The organism is Priestia endophytica DSM 13796, assembly GCF_900115845.1.
Classification (GTDB): Bacteria; Bacillota; Bacilli; order Bacillales; family Bacillaceae_H; genus Bacillus_I; species Bacillus_I endophytica.
Genome location: NZ_FOXX01000014.1, coordinates 75222 through 94466, shown reverse-complemented (window position 1 = coordinate 94466; position 19245 = coordinate 75222). Strand labels below are relative to the sequence as shown.

Here is a 19245-nt window from a genome sequence, read left to right as displayed (position 1 = left end):
TGTGTGACGAAGATACGACAGCAAATGGACCTGCAATGGGAGGCTTGAGCCGTATGAGTTGAAAGGCTCACGTACGGTTCTTAGGGGAGTTAGGGGCAGCGATGCCCCTCGCTTACCCGACTAAATAATAGCTTTATCCTTTATAAACCTGATATTCCAAACGCAACAGCAATAAATAAAAAGATTATAAAGGCTATCGTAACAACCGATAGGACGATTTTTTTCCATACATTCTTGGGGCTTAAGAAAGCAAAAACTAAGGTAAAGGTCAACCCAATCAATAACCATGTATTAATGGTTGTTGATGAGTAATTATCGTCTGTAGGAACCATAAAATAAAAGGCAATAGTTAAAATTAAAAAAGTAAATGAAATTTCACCAAAATGTTTTCTCAATGTGTGCTTCCTCGCTTGATTAGTAGTTTATAAATGAAATATTTGAGCAACACATTTTTTATTTTACTGCGTTGCTTTTTGATTATTCTCCGAAGTTACCAAGGAAAATGCCTATTGTATGGGAAAGAAAATATCTACTACAAGGGGCAATACAATAGTTAGCATCATAACTGCGCCATTTCCTATTATCCCTGTAATTTTTAAAGCACCTTTTTTACTAAAAAATGAAAGAATGAAGCCAATAACAGGTGGCAATCCAGTTGTAAGAAAGAATATAACAATAGCAGTAACAGTATCACTTGGGAAGAAACTGCTTATAAAGAAATATTCCCTAATTCCCAATGCAGCAGAGAGTATAAATATAATTACAGAGATAATGCCTAGTTTCTTCTTCAATTTATGCTCCTTTCCACGCAAAGATAAGTGAAGTTTTATGCTTTGTAATAATTAGACGAGAAGTATCAAAAAAAGTTTGAGAGTGCGTCTTGTTTTTAAAATTTAATAACAAAGAAGATGGAGTGAATATTTTTCTTAAAGTTAACAACTCTCCCTAATCTACGTCCGTAAAAGTATACTTATAGGAAAAGAAAAAGCGTAAAATCCTTTTCAGTCAAGGGTTTTACGCTTTTTTACGTCTGATAAGACCTATTATGTTTATTTCACAGCTTCTTTCAATTCTTTTCCTGGTTTAAAAGCAGGAACTTTTGAAGCAGCAATCTGCATTTCTTCGCCAGTTTGAGGGTTACGTCCTGTTCGCGCTGCACGCTCACGCACTTCAAATGTTCCAAATCCAATCAATTGAATTTTCTCTTCTTTTGAAAGAGTGTCAGAAATGGTTTTAAATAATGCATCTACAGCTTTTGCTGCATCCTGCTTTGTTAGTTCTGATTGTTCTGCAACAGCATTCACTAATTCAGTCTTGTTCATATCGAACACCTCATCCTTTTATTTTGGAATCATATGTAGAAAGATTACTATAACACAGGTTTGAGATATCTGTCTCTTAATAAAATTAGATAAATGGAAGGAAAACTCCTTTTTTACAAGATATCTGTTGGAATTAGCCCTATAGCATTGTTAAATGAGCAATTGTTACGTTACTAATCAATCATATGGGTAAGTATTTTAAAATCAATTTCACGAAGATTGGTTACCGATAATACATGTTATGATAACTAGTTGGGTATCTTTATTTTGGCTAGTTTTTCCAGAAGTTCTTTATCTCGAATGATGTATCCTTTTGATTGCTTTTCGATAATATTTGTTTTACATAGTTGTGCTAATACATGGAGTAGATGACGATATGATACACCTAAATACTCACATACTTCAGTATGTTTTTCTTTATAAAAATTACCGTCAGCCGACAAAAGTATGAAGGAGGCTAATCGATTCTCAAGTGGATAAGCTTGATTTTGCGTGTACTTAGCTGAGATTCTAGTAGCTTTTTCACTTAAAAAGCTACACAGATATCTTAGAAACGTAACATCTCTCAAGAGTTTTTCTTTACATGTATGGATTGGAATAGCTAAACAAATAGTCTTTGTGACAGTTTGTATGGCTTTAGAAGATCGCTCTGAATTTAATAGTTCTATTTCCCCCATAAAAGTTGGAGATTGAAAAAAATTAATTAGGGATACTTTCCCGTTTTCGTGCGTAACGTAGAGTTTTGCCTTACCCTCAACAAGGTAGTAAAGGTATTGAGGATACGAGCCTTCTTTGTAAATAAATTCGCCACGTTCAAATTGGCAGACCTGAATGTATGGTTTAATTGGAAAGGTAAAGAGTGATTCGATTGGATACTTTTTAATGTAATAATCCTGCATAAGGTCGGTTAAAAATTTCATTGTTTCTCCTATTACGATCAAAACATGAGATATCTCACATTATTTTATGCTTTTACATGCTATGATGCAATATAAACTAATGGATCTATAAGGAGTTGTCTCATAATTATGGTTAAACAAAATGATTATTGGAACAAAGTAGCTAATAAAAAAGAGTTCACCACACCTTTCCAACGAGAATTATTTTTCACACATGTTAATCGTGATGCTTCCATATTAGATTATGGTTGTGGTTATGGAAGGACGTTATTTGAATTAAAAACTTGTGGTTACAAAAAATTACATGGCGTAGATTTTTCAGAAGAGATGATTAAGAGAGCTAAGTCTGCTGATTCAGAAACTAATTTTCAAGTCATTCAGAGTGGAAAGCTTCCTTTTCCTAATAACTCTTTAGATGTTGTATTACTTTTTGCAGTTTTAACATGTGTATATAAAAACGAAGAGCAAAATGCTATTTTAAATGAGATTAAACGGGTATTAAAGCCAGGAGGTATCATTTATATCAATGACTTTTTATTGAATAGTGATGAAAGAAATAAATTACGCTATGAAAGAGGAGTCGCTAAGTATCATACATATGGGGTTTTTGAATTACCGGATGGGGCCATTTTACGCCATCATAGCGAAGAACGTGTGAAAGAATGGATAGATCCATTTGAAGGACTAGAATACAGGAAATTAGAATATAAAACTATGAACGGCAATCGTTCAAATGGTTTAGTGTATATGGGCAAATCAAATTGAATTTACGATAGATAAAAATATAAAAGGGGAATTGCAATGGTAGAGAAATGAGAGCTGGAGAAGATTAATCTTCAGGCACTTACAAAAGATATTAAGGATCAACATGTGAATTTTGCTGTATCAAATATTAATAACCACTGCCTTCGTATCGCTGTATTTTCAGGTGAATACAAATGGCACTATCACTCTAATTCAGATGAGCTTTTTATGGTTTTAGAGGGAGAACTCTTAATTGATTTTAAAGATAAAGATACGGCTATTTTAAAACCGAATGATACGTTACTTATACCAGCTGGAACTGTGCATAGAACCAGAGCGAAACAAAGAACAGTAAACCTTTGTTTCGAGGATATAAACGCTGATACTATAATTATTGATGAGTAAATAAAAGAAAAAATATTATAAACACTGTAAAAGCCATTTAAGATAAATCTTAAGTGGCTTTCGAATATATAAGGATAGATGTTGATAATATAGGTTATGTTAACTAATTTCACCTACTGTATACAAAAAAGAAGACCCTATTAAAGGTCCTCTTTTTTGTCAGGATTTAAAGCTCTATATAATACATCAGAAGCCGTCTCTACATCATAATATGAGAAAACATTCCCGTCAGCAAATGTAGTGACTTGAAAAGCGTTAGATTCTTTAGAATAACATAATTCGATTAAACCAGGGATAGTATGTATAATCGTGCAGTCTTCGTATTCAATCAGATTATTAAGCATTTTTTTAATTTCGGTTATACTCATTAATACATACATCCTTTCTCATTATAAGGAAAATTCAGATGTAAAGGAACCAAATAATGTAATTTACCTTCACATTATCATACTAGATTATAAAAAAATACCTTTAAGGTAGATCTGTCATATTTATTTCTTATAATCAACATTATGTGAACTAAATTATATTAAGGACTTCAATGGATAATCGCACAACTAGTCACGCTATATTGTATGATTAAAAGAAAATAGGGGGTAGGTGTGTATAGTGCAGATTAGAATCTTAAATTCATTAGATGTTCTAGAGTATCGTGATATTCGTTTAGATGCTTTGAAAAAACATCCAGAATCATTTGGATCTAGTTATGAAGAAGAAAAAGACTTATCGATTAATGATTTTAAAGATAAACTCTCTTCTCCCATTTCGTTTACATTTGTAGCATTTACTCACCAAAATAAATTAATTGGAATTGTAACGTTACAAAGAGAACATCGCATCAAGTTAAGACATCGTGCGAATATTGTGGGCATGTATGTCTCCCCAAGCAGTAGAAAGATGGGTATTGGAAGGAAACTCATCGCAGCTTGTATTGAAAAAGCAACATCCTTAGAAGAAATTGAACAGGTTTACTTAAGTGTAGTGACTACTAATATGACGGCTAAAAACCTTTATTTATCATTCGGATTTAAAATTTTTTCTCTAGAAAAAAGAGCTTTAAAACTAAACTATACATATATAGATGAAGAACATATGGTATTATTCCTTAAATAGTAAGAAAAAGCCTTAAATGTTGCTGGGAGATTTCCAGCTTCTTTAAACCTTATCTTGCTCTAAGCTGAAAAGGATACTGGATCCATTCCATATCCTTTTTTGCTTTTACATTATATAAAGTACACAAACCTAGTTACCATAATGTTGATTATAAACAGTAAAAATGTTTTGAAACTCTTAAAAAGAATCCAAGAGTGGGATTCACTTTGATATAGGGATAGAATTTCAGGGTATACACGTACATGAAATCCAAATCTATTGAACATAAACTTCAAACCTAGAAATAAAAAGCCCTCGTACTTATTTAAACTCGATGACTTTTTAATATAACATAGGCTATTATGTTACATTGGATTTCACTTTCCCTTTCTTAAAATAATTACGAATGATGGTAACAAATAACATAATTAAGGGAATAATCACAAAGAAAGGAATGGAAAGGTAATAATTTACAATATTTAGACCTTCCTCAATATGTTCTGCAGAATTTGAAGCAACGCTCATGGATAAAAAGAAGACAATAACCCCACTTGGTAAAATAATTTGTTGAGGATTTTCTAACTTAAACAGATCGACCATTCCCATTACAGCATCATAAAAAAAGATGGATACTTTAAAAAACACTGTAATGAGAAAGGTAAAGACAACAATAGCATCAAGTCGTTGGATAAACTCAAGAAGTTCGACTCTTCCAATAGTCGATAACAAAGGAAACGTGGCCCTCTCCACTTCTTTAACACCTAAAACGGCGACATCTAAGCTTGTTGTATAACTTAAGATAAGTCCACTCAAAATTAATGCAGACAACCAAGTTGTTTTAGCTAATTCAGGCCGATTTAAGTGAGGGAGCAAAAAGGTAAAGACAAGCATTTCTCCGAAAGGGAGAAATGTAGCCAATGGAAATGCTGTCGTTAAGATGGGTTTCCATCCATCTTCAAGAAACGGTTGCAAATGATGAAGGTCAACATGACCTGAAACAAGGACCAAAAAGTTTCCTACTATCCCAAATAAGAATAATATAACAATAAATACCTCTGCTGTTCTTCCTAATACTTCAATCCCTAGATAAAGTACATAACACATCACCAGAACGAATGAGAGATTGATTGCCAATAACGGTGTTTCAGGCAGGGTCGATGAGAGCATCAAGCCTCCAAAGTCATGCAAAGTGCGGGCAGAAGCATACATAAAGAAGACAACGTATAACAAGCCAATTGCCCATCCTAGATGTTTGCCAAATATTTTTCTAGCATATCCGGTAAGTATCAGATTTGGGTATTGACGATATAAAAAGTAGTAAATACAAAATAAGACAATTCCCCCGCACATTCCTAAGAGAATGGCAAGCCAGGCATCCTTTTTGGCACCTATTCCATAACTTATGACTAATGCAGTTCCCATCTCAAAGATAAACATCATGGTAAATAGTTGACTGACACTAATTTTGGATTTTTCCACTGTTTAGGAACTCCTTCCTTTCTCCAATGATTTAATCCACATGATTGACATCTTATCTAGTTATTCATCCTATCTTATCCTACTCGCCTATTTCCAATACCTTTAAGGATCGAATAATGGATACCATATGCATTTCTAGTTTACATAAAATAAAATCCTAGGAAGCGAAAATCCCACTCGATTGAGTGGGATTTTTCAAACTATAGCAAAGACTCTCCAGCAATTCCTGGTTTCGTCATTTCAAATGGATTTAATATGACATCCAGCTCTTCCTCTGTTAAGACATCATGTTGTAAGCAAAGCTCTCGAACAGATTTACCTGTTAAAATAGCTTCTCTTGCAATTCTCGCTGCTGTTTCATACCCAAGATGCGGGTTAACAGCTGTAATAATACCAACACTTTTCTCTACATATTCTGTCATACGATCTTCATTGGCTTGGATACCTTTTAGGCAATAGTCAGTAAAGGAACGGAAACCATTGTTCATAATACTAATGGATTGAAGTAAGTTAAAGACAAGGACAGGTTCCATCACATTAAGTTCAAGTTGACCGGCTTCAGAAGCTAAACAAATCGTATTATCATTTCCGATGACTTGGAATGCAATCTGGTTAATAAGCTCCGGCATAACGGGATTCACTTTTCCAGGCATAATTGATGAACCAGGCTGACGTGCCGGTAAATTAATTTCATTTAATCCTGCTCGAGGTCCAGATGCCATTAAACGAAGATCATTTGCAATTTTAGACATATTCATCATACATACTTTAAGGGCTGCTGACACTTCTGTGTAAGCATCTGTATTTTGCGTTGCATCCACGAGATGGTCTGCTGTCACTAAAGGTAACTCACTAATACGTGCTAAATGTTGAACAACCGATTCAATGTACTTTGGGTTCGCATTTAATCCTGTCCCCACGGCCGTTGCCCCCATATTTACTTCATAAAGATGTTGACGAGATTGTTTAATTCTCTTCATATCTCGCTCAAGCACACGACTATAGGCTTCAAACTCTTGACCAAGTCGAATCGGTACGGCATCTTGAAGGTGTGTGCGTCCCATTTTAATAATAGAGTCAAATTCAACGGCTTTTTTCTTGAACTCTATATGCATATATTCCATTGTTGTTAAAAGCTTCTCCAGCATTTTCAAGGTTGAGATATGAATAGCCGTTGGAAAAACATCGTTTGTGGACTGAGACATATTCACATGAGAGTTCGGACTTAAATGAATATACTCTCCTTTTCGATGACCTAAAATTTCAAGCGCTCTATTTCCAATGACTTCGTTTGCGTTCATATTCATTGAGGTTCCTGCTCCACCTTGAATGGGATCGACAATGAACTGATCATGCCATTTTCCTTCCAACACTTCATCTGCTGCTTGAACAATGGCCTTTCCAAGCCCTTCATAAAGACGCTTTACATCCATATTCGCGAGTGCTGCTGACTTCTTTACTATTGCTAGTGCTTTAATCATCTCTTCATGGATTTTATATCCTGTGATCGGAAAGTTCTCTGACGCCCGAAGTGTTTGAATGCCATAGTATGCTGTACCTAATACTTCTTTTGTGCCTAAAAAATCTTTTTCAAATCGCACTTCTTCTTTCATTTCTTTTTGCTTTTCCATATTGTTCTCTCCTTATGCTACATGTGTTTTTTTTAGGGATGCTGTGTAACGTTTTGCTTTTTCTTGATCAAATCCGCCTTCCCACTTGGACATGACAATGGAGGCTAGAGCATTTCCCACTACATTTACAGAGGTACGAAGCATATCTAAAATACGATCAATACCGGCTATAAAAGCCATACCTTCTAATGGTAGTCCCATGGAGCTTAGTGTCGTTAACACTACAACAAATGAAGCCCCAGTAACACCAGCCATTCCTTTAGAAGTCAACATTAAGACTAATAAAAGGGTGATTTGCTCTCCTAGAGATAAATGAATGCCATACATTTGGGCAATAAATACAGCTGCAATAGCTTGATAGATAGATGACCCATCTAAATTAAATGTGTATCCTGTTGGAATAACTAAAGAAGTGACAGCTTTGGGACACCCAAACTTCTCCATTTTTTCTATTAACCTAGGAAGTACAGCCTCGGAACTAGCCGTCGTAAAAGCCAGGATTAATTCATCTTTTAAAATTCTCATCATGACAAAGATATTTACACCTACTATCTTCGCAATGAATCCTAATATAACGAATACGAAAAAGAACATCGTTAAATAGATGACAAGTACCAATTTCCCTAAAGGAACAAGAGAGCCAATGCCAAACTTTGCTACATTCACTCCAATTAAAGCAAATACACCGAAAGGAGCAAATTTCATAACTAAGTTTGTAATCCAAAACATAGCTTCTAATATTCCATCAAAAAAACTTAGCACAGGCTTTCCTTTTTCTCCAACAACAGCGACTCCTATACCTAATAACACAGAGAAAAAGACAATAGCTAATAAATCACCTTCTGCTAGAGATTGAAAGATATTACTGGGAATAATATGAACAAATTGGTCCGCAATACTTACATCTTCTTTTGATTGAGCCGTCTCTTCATAAGTAGATATGTTACTTTTTTCGAGATTTTCCATATCAATACCCGTACCTGGGTGGAATAGGTTTGCTGCTAATAGCCCTACAGCAAGAGCAATGGTAGTAACAATCTCAAAGTACAGAATAGTTTTCCCACCCAATTTTCCTAATTTTTTTATATCTCCTACCCCTGCAATTGAAACAACTAGAGCAGCTATAACTATAGGTATAACAATCATTTTAATTAAATGAAGAAAGATATCTCCAATTGGTTGGAGAATAGCCGTTGCTGTTTCATTACCATAAAAAAATGCTCCTACAGCAATTCCTAAAGCAAGTCCAATAAATATTTGTGTGGCTAAGCCAAACTTTTTCATTTAAATTCCTCCTTATGTTAGTTGCCCATTGTTAACGCTTTCATTATTAAGGATATTCTTAGTTTATAATCAGTCCTACTAAAACCTACTAAAACCTACAAGAGCAAATGAGAAAATAAAAAATCTCAGTCAAAACCCTTTCCTCTTTTTTATCATTTCAGTACACTGTGTTATGTTTTTATATAGGGCCTGAGGAGGGACAGTATTGAAAGAACGTATATGGATTTTACCATTGATGATGATTGCGGTGCCTCTTGCGGGTGAATTCAATTTTTATCCATTCGACGATACATTCAGAGTCAGTTTGGGCACGCCAGTCTTTTTCTTGTTTTTGCTGTGGAAGAGAGGAATTCATCCGAATATTTTAGGCATTTTAACAGGGATAAGTGTGTTTGTTTTTCGTTTTTTGCTAGCTGTTGGGATACAAAACATATCTGTTGAGGAAGCGATGTATCTTCATTTTCCCGCCTTTTTCTATTACGTCATGTACGCATTCGTATTTCATTGGACGAAATTGAACGAACGGCACGATCAACCGTTTGTGATTGGGTTTTTAGGGGTAATGATCGAACTTTTTGCAAGCGGATCGGAAATGGCGATTCGTTCTTTCTTGGCAAATCAGGACATATCCTTGCTTGCCATTGAAGAACTCTTTTTCATCGCCTTTATTCGAAGCTTTTTCGTTCTCGGCTTTTTTAATATTTTCAAGTTGAGAGAAGCAAAATTTGCAGAAGAAGAGCAGCGCAGGCAAAAGGAGAAAATGCTACTTTTCATTTCAAATTTGTATGAAGAATCGGTTCAATTGAAGAAAACGATGCAAAATGCGGAAGAAATCACCCGTATGTGTTACGCTTTTTATCGCCTGTTAAAATCAGGGGAGAACAACGGCCGTGATGCGCAAACGGCGCTGCAGATTGCCGGTCTCGTGCATGAGATCAAAAAGGACAACCAACGGATTTATGCGGGGGTTTCGGAACTCATGTCTTCCGAAAACCTGCAGGATTATATGAATATCGAACAGCTCGGTAACATCATGTTCGTGTCCAATAGACGATATGCAGAGGCCCTTCACAAAGATGTTTCATTTTCCTTGCATGTAGATGGGGACCATCCCCCCTACCATGTATATATGGTATTATCATTAATCAATAATTTGTTGGCCAATGCCGTGGAAGCCATTAAAAAAGAGGGATACATATCGCTACATGTGAAAAGGAAAGATCAATTCGTGGATTTTTGCGTCAGTGACAATGGTCCCGGCATTGCACCGAAGCTCAAGGAAGTCATTTTCACAGAAGGATTTACAACAAAATTTGATTCGGTGGGAAATCCTTCGACGGGTATCGGTTTATCATATGTGAAACAAACTGTTGAAAAACGGGGAGGACATATCAGGCTTATGGATAACTATAAAGAAACCACATTCATCGTAGAACTTCCGATAAATGCGATGATAGAGAAAGGGTTAACGAGATGAATTATTTCATTATAGATGACGATCCTGCCATTCGAGCAATGCTGACAGATATGATTGAAGACGAGGATTTAGGAAATGTGGTCGGAGAAGTGGAGGACGGATCACTAGTGGATAATGGCTTGTTATCTTTAAAAAAAGTAGACGTTGTCTTAATTGATTTGCTAATGCCAATAAGGGATGGGATTGAAACAATCCGAGCTCTTGCTGATGAATTTCAAGGAAAGTTTGTAATGATTTCACAAGTGGAAGCGAAGGAACTGATTGGAGAGGCGTATAGTTTAGGGGCGGAATACTACATTACAAAACCACTGAACCATCTTGAAATTGCAGGAATATTAAAAAAGGTAAACAAGCGAATACTGTTGGAGCAATCAATCCAGGGCATTCAAGAGGCGTTGAACTTATTTACAGGACACCCGAAGTCTCCGTTCGTGTCCTCCTCTCATACAAAAAATATTATGGAAGCCGGACGTTCCTTAATCTCTGATTTAGGCATGATTGGGGAAAGAGGAAACGAGGATTTACTAAAAATTTTAGAATTCCTCCAAAATGAAAAGCAAAGACTCGGTTCTCCCTATATGTTTCCATCTTTAAAGGAAATTTTTGCAGGCATCGCTGCTGAAAAGCTGGGAGAGCAAGCGAAAGAGGCCGAAATCCAGAAAGAAATGAAAGCTTCTGAGCAGCGTGTCCGCCGCGCTCTTCACCAGGCGCTCATCCATATCGCTTCATTAGGATTGACAGATTATACGAATCCAAAATTCGAAGCCTATTCTTCCACATTTTTTAATTTCTCGGAAGTCCGCAAGAAAATGCTGGAGCTAGAAGACAAAAACGAAAAAACAAGCAACCAGAGCCGCATTAACATGAAAAAGTTTATCCAAACGATGTTTATGGAAGCGAGACAGTTGGTTGAATAATAAATTATATAAAGTAAACCTTCAATCAGTGGGGAAAATTGTTCATCCGGTTCGGGTGCAAAAACTTTAAGATGCTTGCAATTAATCGCTAAATCTTGGTTATACACTATGGATACTGGGCGGTCTTAAGGATATTTATGACATATAGCTATTCATTTTTCATGACTTAAATTTAAATGAAATTAATAATTTCTAGTTAAAAATATGTTTCATGAAGTAAAAAAAGCGCAAACCTGTTTAATAAAAACGAGTTGGCGCTTTTTTCTATTATGAACGAGTATAACACTTATATCCATTAATTATCTTTATACTCCATAAAAAGTGAACATAAACAGATGGTTCGCTTTGCCTCTTAATTGTTATTATGAGAAGTAATGTTTTTATTATAAACCTTAAACCCTCCCTTTTTTCATTAAAAGTTTCCTGTATTAAGCATCTTTTCTTGTTCGTCCTGGTTTTGTTCCTCTGCCGTAATATGAATTTCAACATCTCTATTCTCTAGTGGAACGTTACCCATAGTGTTATAAGTCCTTGCTTCAGCTTGGTTTTGTTCTTCTGCTGTTAGGTGAACTTCAACATCCTTATTTGCTCCTTCAGATGACAATGGTGAAATAACATTCTGATTCATAAGCATAGATGTAGATAACACCAAAATAGATGTATACATTAATAAATGTTTTTTAATAATAATTTTAGACAATCCTTTCCTTTTACCAAATAATAGTTCCATCTTTAATTTTACATAATAGGAATTAAAAAACAATTAAAAATAATCTTTTCTATATAGAAGTACATAAATCTGATGTAGAAAGCTAGTTAATATAAGCTAAATTATAGAAACTTTTCCATTTCTTTAAATGATGTTTTATTTACGATACACTTATAACATAAACAATATCCATATAGAGGTAATTAAGTAATCAAATGGAGGTTCATATGAAATATTTTCAAGTATTATCACTTTTAGTTTTGTTCACTTTTGTAGGGGTAACAGGTTGTTCACAAAAAGAATCTGTTACAAGTATTTCTCATGTTGAAGGGAAACACCTAAAAGAATATAGTGTAACTTATGTAGGCGATAATTCTAAGGTAATGACTATTGTTCAATCCTTACCTGGAGGAGAAACGTTGAAAGAATTAGATCTAGATAATAAGTCACTCAGAGTAACATATGGTTATAACGATGGCTCCTTATCAGAAGATGATATCTTACAGTACTGGTTTGATGGTAAAAAGACTCTAGAAAAGAATTTTCTTTATAATGCTATCTATTTGACAGTATTAGTACCCAATGCTCAAAGTTACAGTTTTGAAGTAGACAATCAGTCTTTTTCCATATCAAGAAAAGAAATGAGTACTTTTATATCTAAAAATATTGATTCATTACCAAGTGCTGATGAGTTATTAAAGAAGAAAAAAGCCCAGGATTTTATCGACAGGAATAGAAAAAAGATTGATAGTATGGTTGAATCAAAGGAACCCATCAACCAATTCTTTGAAAATTTCCCTATAAAGGAACTGCAAGGATGAGAAATATACTATACATAATTAGTTAGTTAACATAAAACATGTTATAAGAATAAAAGCTTTTGTATCTAAAGATGTTATTTAGTAACGTGAGGTTAAGTAAACGGATTGATGTTCAACTTGTATAAAGCTAGAATAAAAGAGTTAGACGTCTAACATACATATACAGTGTAATTAATATAGGGAGTGAAGAATTTGTTTACTATAGAAAATCATATTGCTTCATTAAAAGAAGGACTTCAAAGACATTCTGATGCCTTAATTCATTGTACCAAAGAAACTCTTACATTCAATTATTACGAAAAAATTGACCTATTAGACTTTACAGCATTTGTTCAATCGTTCGGACTGGACATTGTTATGTTTTCTATGGATAGAGGAGCTGGCGAAGTATTTTATGAAGGAAATGAAATTAGTATCTTTGCAGGTAGTTATAATTTACTTGAGGACATTGAATATTATCATATACCTGATGAGAAAAAAGATGAATTTTGGACGTTCTATGAAGAGGCTGACTATCCCATATCTGAAGCTGAAACAAAAGTGATTGTAGAATGGTTTGCAGATTGTTGGAATAAAGCTAACGGTAAAAGTGTTTCACTACCTGCTTATTTTAGTTTTCATGATTATGATCCTTTCTTTGATTTGTATGAAAACAAGTGGATTACAGATGGGGATAAATGGGACTATTAAATTCATAAAGACCCATAAAAGAGGAGAAAAGAGATGAACATTCCTAAACAATTTATTAAACCATTTCCTTCTTATGAAGAAGTATTTGTTGATAATTTAGAGCAGCATAAAAAACACTTTTTACCCATTTGTTCTATCAACTTGAAATGTATAGAACCAGAATGGGATGAGTGGCTACATATTGTGTCAGCAAAGGAAATTCATGAAGGGTGTGTCGGTGATTTTACCCCGTCATTCCATACGAGGTTTACGAAAGAGGATACGTTAGGCTTTAATGTCATTGAAGGAAAGTATAAATTTGAGGCAGACTGGAATTATTTTGAGATTGAGCAGGATCCTTCCGAAACTTTAGAGGAAGCCTATACGCGTAATGAAAAGGACTACGAAATCCGCAAAGAATTTTTCAAGCGTAATGGGAAGATTTATCCCTATTCTCGCTACACAAAAGAAGTTACATCTATAGAAGAATTAGAACAAGAGTTCGCTGAAAAGCAGACAAGTGGCTGGGGATTAGATTATCCTAAAATCAATGGAGTTCTAGATGATTTACGTTTTATGGCCGAAGAAGGACAAGAATTATTAGAGGATTGCGATAATGAGGACGAAATTTTCGACTACACGAATTTATTGCATGTACCAAAAGATGAAAAAGGTCATCCATTTACGTATATTGGATTTGTTACAGGTTACTACTTTCAAGCTTATGGGGCGGATCGTATATACTTATTTTTTAATAAAGAACTAAGAAAAGCAGTCATTTGTTTTGAATATACATAAAACATAAATATCGATACTAGAAAAGTGCAAAACCGTTACATGACAACGGATTTGCACTTTTTCTTTTTTAAGTATACTTTTATGGACGTTTTAACTTCTAATTATTCACTTAAGGATATATAGATTAAAATTTAGTATAGTAGCAATAGACGATATTTTAGTCTTTACAATATAAAAGAACAAGAGTAATATATCTTTCATAAATTTATAAATCATCTTGATCGCTGAATCCGTATGGAACGGGGAAACCAATTTTGTAACAGCTTTTTCTGTTACTTGGGGTGAATCCTTTATGTAAATAAAGGTAGGGTTACTTCTTGACCCGAATCCGACAGCTAACTTCGTAAGCGTTAGGGAGAGGATGTGAAACTTGTGATGGAAGAATGATATGACCGCAGGGGGCTCCTCTGTGGTCTTTTTGCCGTTAAATGTATATTTCTGTGTTTTTTATGCTAAACAACAAATACTAATGAAAACATGATAAGGAAGAATTATAATGAAGAAATTATTTGCCGTATTTGGTTTAGGGCGTTTTGGTTCAACTCTCGTTAAAGAGTTCTATAATATGGGTATTGAAGTATTAGCCGTAGATACAGACGAGTCGAGAGTTAGTGAGCATGCGAATTATGCAACGCACGCCGTTTGTCCAAGTTCAATCGACGAAACGGTTTTACGTAAGCTGGGGGTTGGCAATGTCGATCATGCTTTCGTTTCTTTTGGGAATGATATGCAAACCAGTATCTTAACCTCATTGCTATTAAAAGATATAGGAGTTCGTAAAGTATGGGCAAAAGCGCAAAATGAATACCACTCAAAAGTGCTTGAAAAGATTGGAGTGGACCGAGTGATCCATCCGGAACGGGATGTAGCCAAAAGGATTGCCCACCATATTACTTCCGATAAAATGATCGATTTTATTGAGTTATCCAAAGAGTACAGCATTGTAGAAATTGTGGCAACAAACAAGCTGGATTATCATAGCTTGGAAGAACTCAACGTACGATCAGAGTACGGATGTAACATCGTGGGAATTCAACGTCACGGAAGATTTATGGTTGCTCCTGCTGCGGAAGAAATCATTTATAAAGATGATGTTTTAATTGTGATGGGACATAATCAAGACATTGCGCGATTTGAAAAAGAAGGTGTGTAAGATGAATGCAACATATATTTAATTCCTCGTACTAGTGTTTACGTTTTTCATGATGTTAGGAGCGATACGGTTAAAGATCTCCTTTGCCACGATGGAATCTATCAGTTAAACCTTTATTTAAAACACTTTGAAAGGAATTTAATATGCTACTTTATAAATCACGCAAAAGGAATAAGATAAAGAAACTGGAACCCGCAACTATTCTATTTTCGGGATTTTTAGGCTTAATATTGCTAGGAACAGGCTTATTAATGATCCCTGCGGCTACAAGTGACCGACATCACTTAAGCTTTATCGATGCTCTTTTTGAAGCCACTTCTGCCGTGTGTGTAACGGGATTAGCTGTTGTAGACACAGGAACGACCTTTACTTTATTCGGACAAATCATTTTACTTGTACTCATTCAAGTAGGTGGATGGGGTTTTATGACCATTGGGATCCTTATGTTTATCATATTAGGTAAGAAAATTGGATTACAACAAAGGTTAATCCTTAAAGAATCTTTAAATGCATTTTCTCTACAAGGAGTTATCGCTTTAGTTCAACGTGTTGTGCTGATTACATTGGCCGTAGAAGCTATTGGAGCCCTGATCCTAGCCATTCGTTGGTCACAAGAGATGAGTTGGGGAAAAGCGATTTATTATGGAATATTTCACTCTATATCTGCATTTAACAACGCAGGATTTGGCTTGGAACCCGATAACTTAAGTAAATGGGTCGGGGATCCAACCGTCAATCTTGTCATTACATTTCTTTTCATAATAGGTGGAACTGGATTTTTTGTCATTGCAGATATTTTGGAGAAACGAAACATAAGAAAGTTTTCTCTTCACACTAAAATTGTATTGGCTTCGACCATTCTACTTAATATCGTGAGCACATTCGTGATTTTTGGTTTAGAATATCATAACGCTAATACTTTAGGTGAATTAAGTATGGGGGATAAATGGTGGGCAGCTTATTTTCAAGGAGTCGTTCCTCGTACAGCTGGTTTTAATACGTTAGATATAGGGGAGCTAACATTAAGTTCAAAAGTCTATATGATGGGACTTATGTTTATCGGAGCAGCCCCAGGTTCAACCGGTGGCGGAATTAAGATCACGACCTTTGTTGTCATATTGTTAGCTTTATGGGTAGTACTCACCAACAAAGAAGATATTAATATTTTTCAACGTAGAATCTCTAAATCTCTCGTTTATAGAGCTTTTGCTATTGCTACTTCAGGAATTATTTTTATATTCGTGATTTTCTTTTTACTAACCATCACGGAAAAAGGAGTAGACATGTCTACACTCTTGTTTGAAACCGTTTCTGCTTCAGGTACGGTTGGATTAAGTGCTAACTTTACGGGAGATTTAAGTCCTGCAGGACGCATTCTTATTACCATTATGATGTTTATTGGAAGAGTAGGACCTCTTACAATCGGTTTTGTCCTTGCTATTCGTGCAAATAGACAGTCAAAGATTCGTTATGCAGAAGAAAAAATTCTTCTTGGCTAAATATTTCACTTTCAATCTATGTTTTGATTGACTTAAAACTAATGGATTGTAAATGATTCGATGAATGAAAAAAGTAGTATTATTCCCTACAAAGGAATGATACTACTTTTTTATTTACTTCTTTCGCTTTATCTCCCAGCCAAATGAGATGGCCCAAAGAATCAAGTAAACACATCTCTGATTGATCAATTTGGCTATGCGCGAAATAAGCATGTTCTAAAGGTACAGCACTATCATTCTTACTATGCATAATCAATGTGGGACAGGTAACAGATTGTAACGTCTTAGAGGAAAGTTCATTGACTTGCAAAAGATCTATAAGAAAGTCATATCGTGAAAGATAATGATTGTTCATTCAACGTACGGCTTCAATACTCTCTTTGGGTAGTGCCAGCAAAGCTGCCCCCCACAATGTAGATGTAATTAAATGGTGATTATTTTTGTTATATCCCTGCTGGATATCGGTGATTGCAAGCTTTGAATAGGCCATCAAGGACTTGCGGGCATGACCTTGCTCACTTCCACTCCTCCCAACCAACTCCGCGTCACGTCCTGGTTTTACCCCAATAAGGTTGATGAATTTCACCGGCCTTTTTTAAACGAACGACGAACCGCGGGCTCGGTGTCAGTCTTCGATTGCCTGGTAGATCATGGTCCAGAAATCGTGGATAAGCCGCGCCGAATCCGCAGTGGACATCCCGACCTGGGTGAGCAGGATTCCGGTGAGCTGTTTGTCCGGATCAGCGTACACCGTGGTGCCGGTTCCCCCGTCCCAGCCGAACTGGCCGATGGATGCGTAGTCGCCGCGATAGGTGCGCACAGCCATTCCAAAGCCCCAGCCACCGTGCTGCCCTTGGCCATGCGACAAATGGACGTTGTTTTTGGCTAAGTCGTCTCGATATGCTTGTTGCTCGGGTGTGAGACGATTGGTGGTCATCAGCTGAACGACAGGCCGAGACAGGATTCGTTTGGTCCCATGCACCCCTTGATTTAGCAACATCTGAAAGTAGGCGTGGTAGTCATCGACGGTTGAGACCAACCCACCCCCACCTGCTTGGAACGCTGGAGGTTTACTGTAGCGGCCGCCTTTGGTCTCGTCCCACACGATGAACTCTCCGGTCTGCGGATCGGGGTTGAAGGCGGGTGGCAGCCGGTCAATCTTGTTGGAGGGCACGTAGAAACCGGTGTCCTTCATCCCCAGCGGATTGAAGATGCGTTCGCGCAGGAACGTCTCGAATGTCTGACCCGTGACCCTGGCAACGAGCACACCGAGCACTTCGTTGCTGACGTGGTACTGCCACTGCTCCCCGGGCTGGTAGCTCAGTGGGAGTGTGCCAAGACGGCGCATCCACTCATCTGGCTCGGGCAATTCCTTCAAGGGAGTGTCGTATATTCCCACCTCGAAGATTGCGTTCTGGATCGGGGAGCCCATCAACGTCAGATCCACTCCGAGCCCGAACGTGGAGGTCATCAGATCCCGTACAGTGATCGGCCTCCGCGCCGGCACGGTTTCGTCCAGCGGTCCGTCAGGTCGTTTCAGCACCTGCCGGTCGGCGAGTTCGGGCAGCCATGTGTCTACTGGGTCGTCCAGATGCAGCTTGCATTCGTCGAGCAGGACCGCCACCGCCGCAATTGTAACCGGCTTGGATGTTGAGGCCATCCGGAAGATTGTGTCCCGACGCATCGGCGCCCCACCGTCATAGCGCATTTTTCCAATCGCTTCGACATGCGTCTCACCGTACCGGCTGACCAGGGCGACGAGCCCAGGAATCTTTCCGGACTCGACATGCCGTGCCAGCACGTCACGCATTTTGCGCAGTCCAGTTTTGGAGAAGCTGTTGTTACTTTGGCCCATTGTAATCTTTTTCATTTAGTTTCCCTCTCTTTACTTTTTTATCAGCCCTATTTGTTCTACAGATTCTCGTTTGTTATTCATACTTAAAAGTCCTTTTTGTCACTCTATCTAATCTATTTTTTTTTGGATATAAATATAACTGTTCGTTGAATTTTATACCTAAAGATATGACTGTCCGATGAATAAGATTTAAAAACACTTGAATAGCGTTAAAGAACCTGTGTAGTTTTACCAAGAAATGAACGATATTCTTTAACAAAACCCAAAAACCTACATACAAGATGTAGGTTTATATATAAGTAATCCTCGACTACTCTATTTATAAGAAAAGACTACCTTACGCCCATGGGGTTAGTTCTTTCTATTTTTTAAGCTATAATATACAAGGTTAGTTAAGTCGGGTAAGCAGGGGGCATCACTGCCCCCAACTCCCCTAAGAACCGTACGTGAGCCTTTCAACTCATACGGCTCAAGCCTTCCTTTATCCGAAT

The 19245-nt window shown here is 36.6% G+C and carries 21 protein-coding genes and 1 riboswitch; of the genes, 10 read left to right on the top strand and 11 right to left on the bottom strand.

Annotation, left to right across the window (positions count from 1 at the left end; translation table 11 throughout):
- Positions 1–140: 140 nt before the first annotated feature.
- The 4 genes from BM012_RS20930 to yeiL all read right to left on the bottom strand — a co-directional run bounded on the left by BM012_RS20930 (position 141) and on the right by yeiL (position 2242).
- Complete coding sequence (locus tag BM012_RS20930; protein ID WP_061804104.1) at positions 141–395, bottom strand: hypothetical protein; 255 nt, start codon at positions 393–395, stop codon at positions 141–143.
- 111 nt (positions 396–506) lie between these two features.
- Positions 507–791, bottom strand: a complete 285-nt coding sequence (locus BM012_RS20925) for a hypothetical protein (RefSeq protein WP_061804103.1) — start codon at positions 789–791, stop codon at positions 507–509.
- A gap of 258 nt (positions 792–1049) precedes the next feature.
- Positions 1050–1322, bottom strand: coding sequence for an HU family DNA-binding protein (locus BM012_RS20920; protein WP_074842889.1), 273 nt, complete (start codon positions 1320–1322; stop codon positions 1050–1052).
- A 248-nt stretch (positions 1323–1570) separates the two neighbouring features.
- Positions 1571–2242 (bottom strand): transcriptional regulator YeiL, encoded by a 672-nt coding sequence (gene yeiL, locus BM012_RS20915; protein WP_061804102.1) that lies wholly within the window; start codon positions 2240–2242, stop codon positions 1571–1573.
- Positions 2243–2350: 108 nt separating this feature from the next.
- On the opposite strand from yeiL, the gene BM012_RS20910 reads away from it, so the two are divergent.
- Together BM012_RS20910 and BM012_RS20905 are read left to right on the top strand one after the other, a co-directional pair.
- Positions 2351–2986 carry a class I SAM-dependent methyltransferase gene (locus BM012_RS20910; RefSeq protein WP_061804101.1) on the top strand — a complete coding sequence of 212 codons (636 nt, stop codon included), beginning with the start codon at positions 2351–2353 and terminating at the stop codon, positions 2984–2986.
- A 54-nt stretch (positions 2987–3040) separates the two neighbouring features.
- A complete protein-coding gene (locus BM012_RS20905) occupies positions 3041–3370 on the top strand; it encodes a cupin domain-containing protein (protein ID WP_061804100.1) in 330 nt (109 codons plus the stop codon).
- A gap of 140 nt (positions 3371–3510) precedes the next feature.
- Here BM012_RS20905 and BM012_RS20900 read toward each other — a convergent pair whose 3' ends face one another.
- Positions 3511–3738: a hypothetical protein gene (locus BM012_RS20900; RefSeq protein WP_061804099.1), complete on the bottom strand. Its 228-nt coding sequence runs from the start codon at positions 3736–3738 to the stop codon at positions 3511–3513.
- 241 nt (positions 3739–3979) lie between these two features.
- Between BM012_RS20900 and BM012_RS20895 the strand changes: the two genes are divergently transcribed.
- Positions 3980–4483, top strand: coding sequence for a GNAT family N-acetyltransferase (locus BM012_RS20895; RefSeq protein ID WP_061804098.1), 504 nt, complete (start codon positions 3980–3982; stop codon positions 4481–4483).
- Between the two features lie 339 nt (positions 4484–4822).
- Here BM012_RS20895 and BM012_RS20890 read toward each other — a convergent pair whose 3' ends face one another.
- The 3 genes from BM012_RS20890 to BM012_RS20880 all read right to left on the bottom strand — a co-directional run bounded on the left by BM012_RS20890 (position 4823) and on the right by BM012_RS20880 (position 8856).
- A complete protein-coding gene (locus BM012_RS20890) occupies positions 4823–5941 on the bottom strand; it encodes a GerAB/ArcD/ProY family transporter (RefSeq protein ID WP_061804097.1) in 1119 nt (372 codons plus the stop codon).
- A 200-nt stretch (positions 5942–6141) separates the two neighbouring features.
- Positions 6142–7554: an aspartate ammonia-lyase gene (aspA, locus tag BM012_RS20885; protein ID WP_061804106.1), complete on the bottom strand. Its 1413-nt coding sequence runs from the start codon at positions 7552–7554 to the stop codon at positions 6142–6144.
- A 30-nt stretch (positions 7555–7584) separates the two neighbouring features.
- Positions 7585–8856: a cation:dicarboxylate symporter family transporter gene (locus tag BM012_RS20880; protein ID WP_061804096.1), complete on the bottom strand. Its 1272-nt coding sequence runs from the start codon at positions 8854–8856 to the stop codon at positions 7585–7587.
- Positions 8857–9061: 205 nt separating this feature from the next.
- Between BM012_RS20880 and BM012_RS20875 the strand changes: the two genes are divergently transcribed.
- The gene (locus tag BM012_RS20875) at positions 9062–10333 is read left to right on the top strand and encodes a sensor histidine kinase (protein WP_061804095.1); all 1272 of its coding nucleotides are present in this window, start codon (positions 9062–9064) and stop codon (positions 10331–10333) included.
- Positions 10330–11250, top strand: coding sequence for a response regulator (locus BM012_RS20870; protein WP_061804094.1), 921 nt, complete (start codon positions 10330–10332; stop codon positions 11248–11250). The genes BM012_RS20875 and BM012_RS20870 overlap by 4 nt, the downstream gene beginning before the upstream one ends.
- Before the next feature lie 412 nt (positions 11251–11662).
- On the opposite strand, the gene BM012_RS20865 is transcribed toward BM012_RS20870, so the two are convergent.
- Positions 11663–11884 (bottom strand): hypothetical protein, encoded by a 222-nt coding sequence (locus BM012_RS20865; RefSeq protein ID WP_074842891.1) that lies wholly within the window; start codon positions 11882–11884, stop codon positions 11663–11665.
- Between the two features lie 302 nt (positions 11885–12186).
- On the opposite strand from BM012_RS20865, the gene BM012_RS20860 reads away from it, so the two are divergent.
- From BM012_RS20860 to BM012_RS20840, 5 genes are all read left to right on the top strand, one after another.
- Positions 12187–12780, top strand: a complete 594-nt coding sequence (locus BM012_RS20860) for a DUF4825 domain-containing protein (RefSeq protein ID WP_061804092.1) — start codon at positions 12187–12189, stop codon at positions 12778–12780.
- 192 nt (positions 12781–12972) lie between these two features.
- Positions 12973–13470 (top strand): hypothetical protein, encoded by a 498-nt coding sequence (locus tag BM012_RS20855; protein WP_061804091.1) that lies wholly within the window; start codon positions 12973–12975, stop codon positions 13468–13470.
- Between the two features lie 33 nt (positions 13471–13503).
- The gene (locus BM012_RS20850; protein ID WP_061804090.1) at positions 13504–14247 is read left to right on the top strand and encodes a hypothetical protein; all 744 of its coding nucleotides are present in this window, start codon (positions 13504–13506) and stop codon (positions 14245–14247) included.
- A gap of 212 nt (positions 14248–14459) precedes the next feature.
- Positions 14460–14612, top strand: a riboswitch (cyclic di-AMP (ydaO/yuaA leader).
- Between the two features lie 131 nt (positions 14613–14743).
- A complete protein-coding gene (locus BM012_RS20845; RefSeq protein ID WP_061804089.1) occupies positions 14744–15400 on the top strand; it encodes a potassium channel family protein in 657 nt (218 codons plus the stop codon).
- 143 nt (positions 15401–15543) lie between these two features.
- The gene (locus BM012_RS20840; protein ID WP_061804088.1) at positions 15544–16899 is read left to right on the top strand and encodes a TrkH family potassium uptake protein; all 1356 of its coding nucleotides are present in this window, start codon (positions 15544–15546) and stop codon (positions 16897–16899) included.
- Between the two features lie 79 nt (positions 16900–16978).
- On the opposite strand, the gene BM012_RS27300 is transcribed toward BM012_RS20840, so the two are convergent.
- Entirely contained in the window at positions 16979–17254 is a 276-nt protein-coding gene (locus BM012_RS27300; protein WP_061804087.1) for an alpha/beta fold hydrolase, read from the bottom strand.
- Positions 17255–17524: 270 nt separating this feature from the next.
- Complete coding sequence (locus BM012_RS20825; RefSeq protein WP_061804105.1) at positions 17525–18754, bottom strand: serine hydrolase domain-containing protein; 1230 nt, start codon at positions 18752–18754, stop codon at positions 17525–17527.
- Positions 18755–19245: the final 491 nt, after the last annotated feature.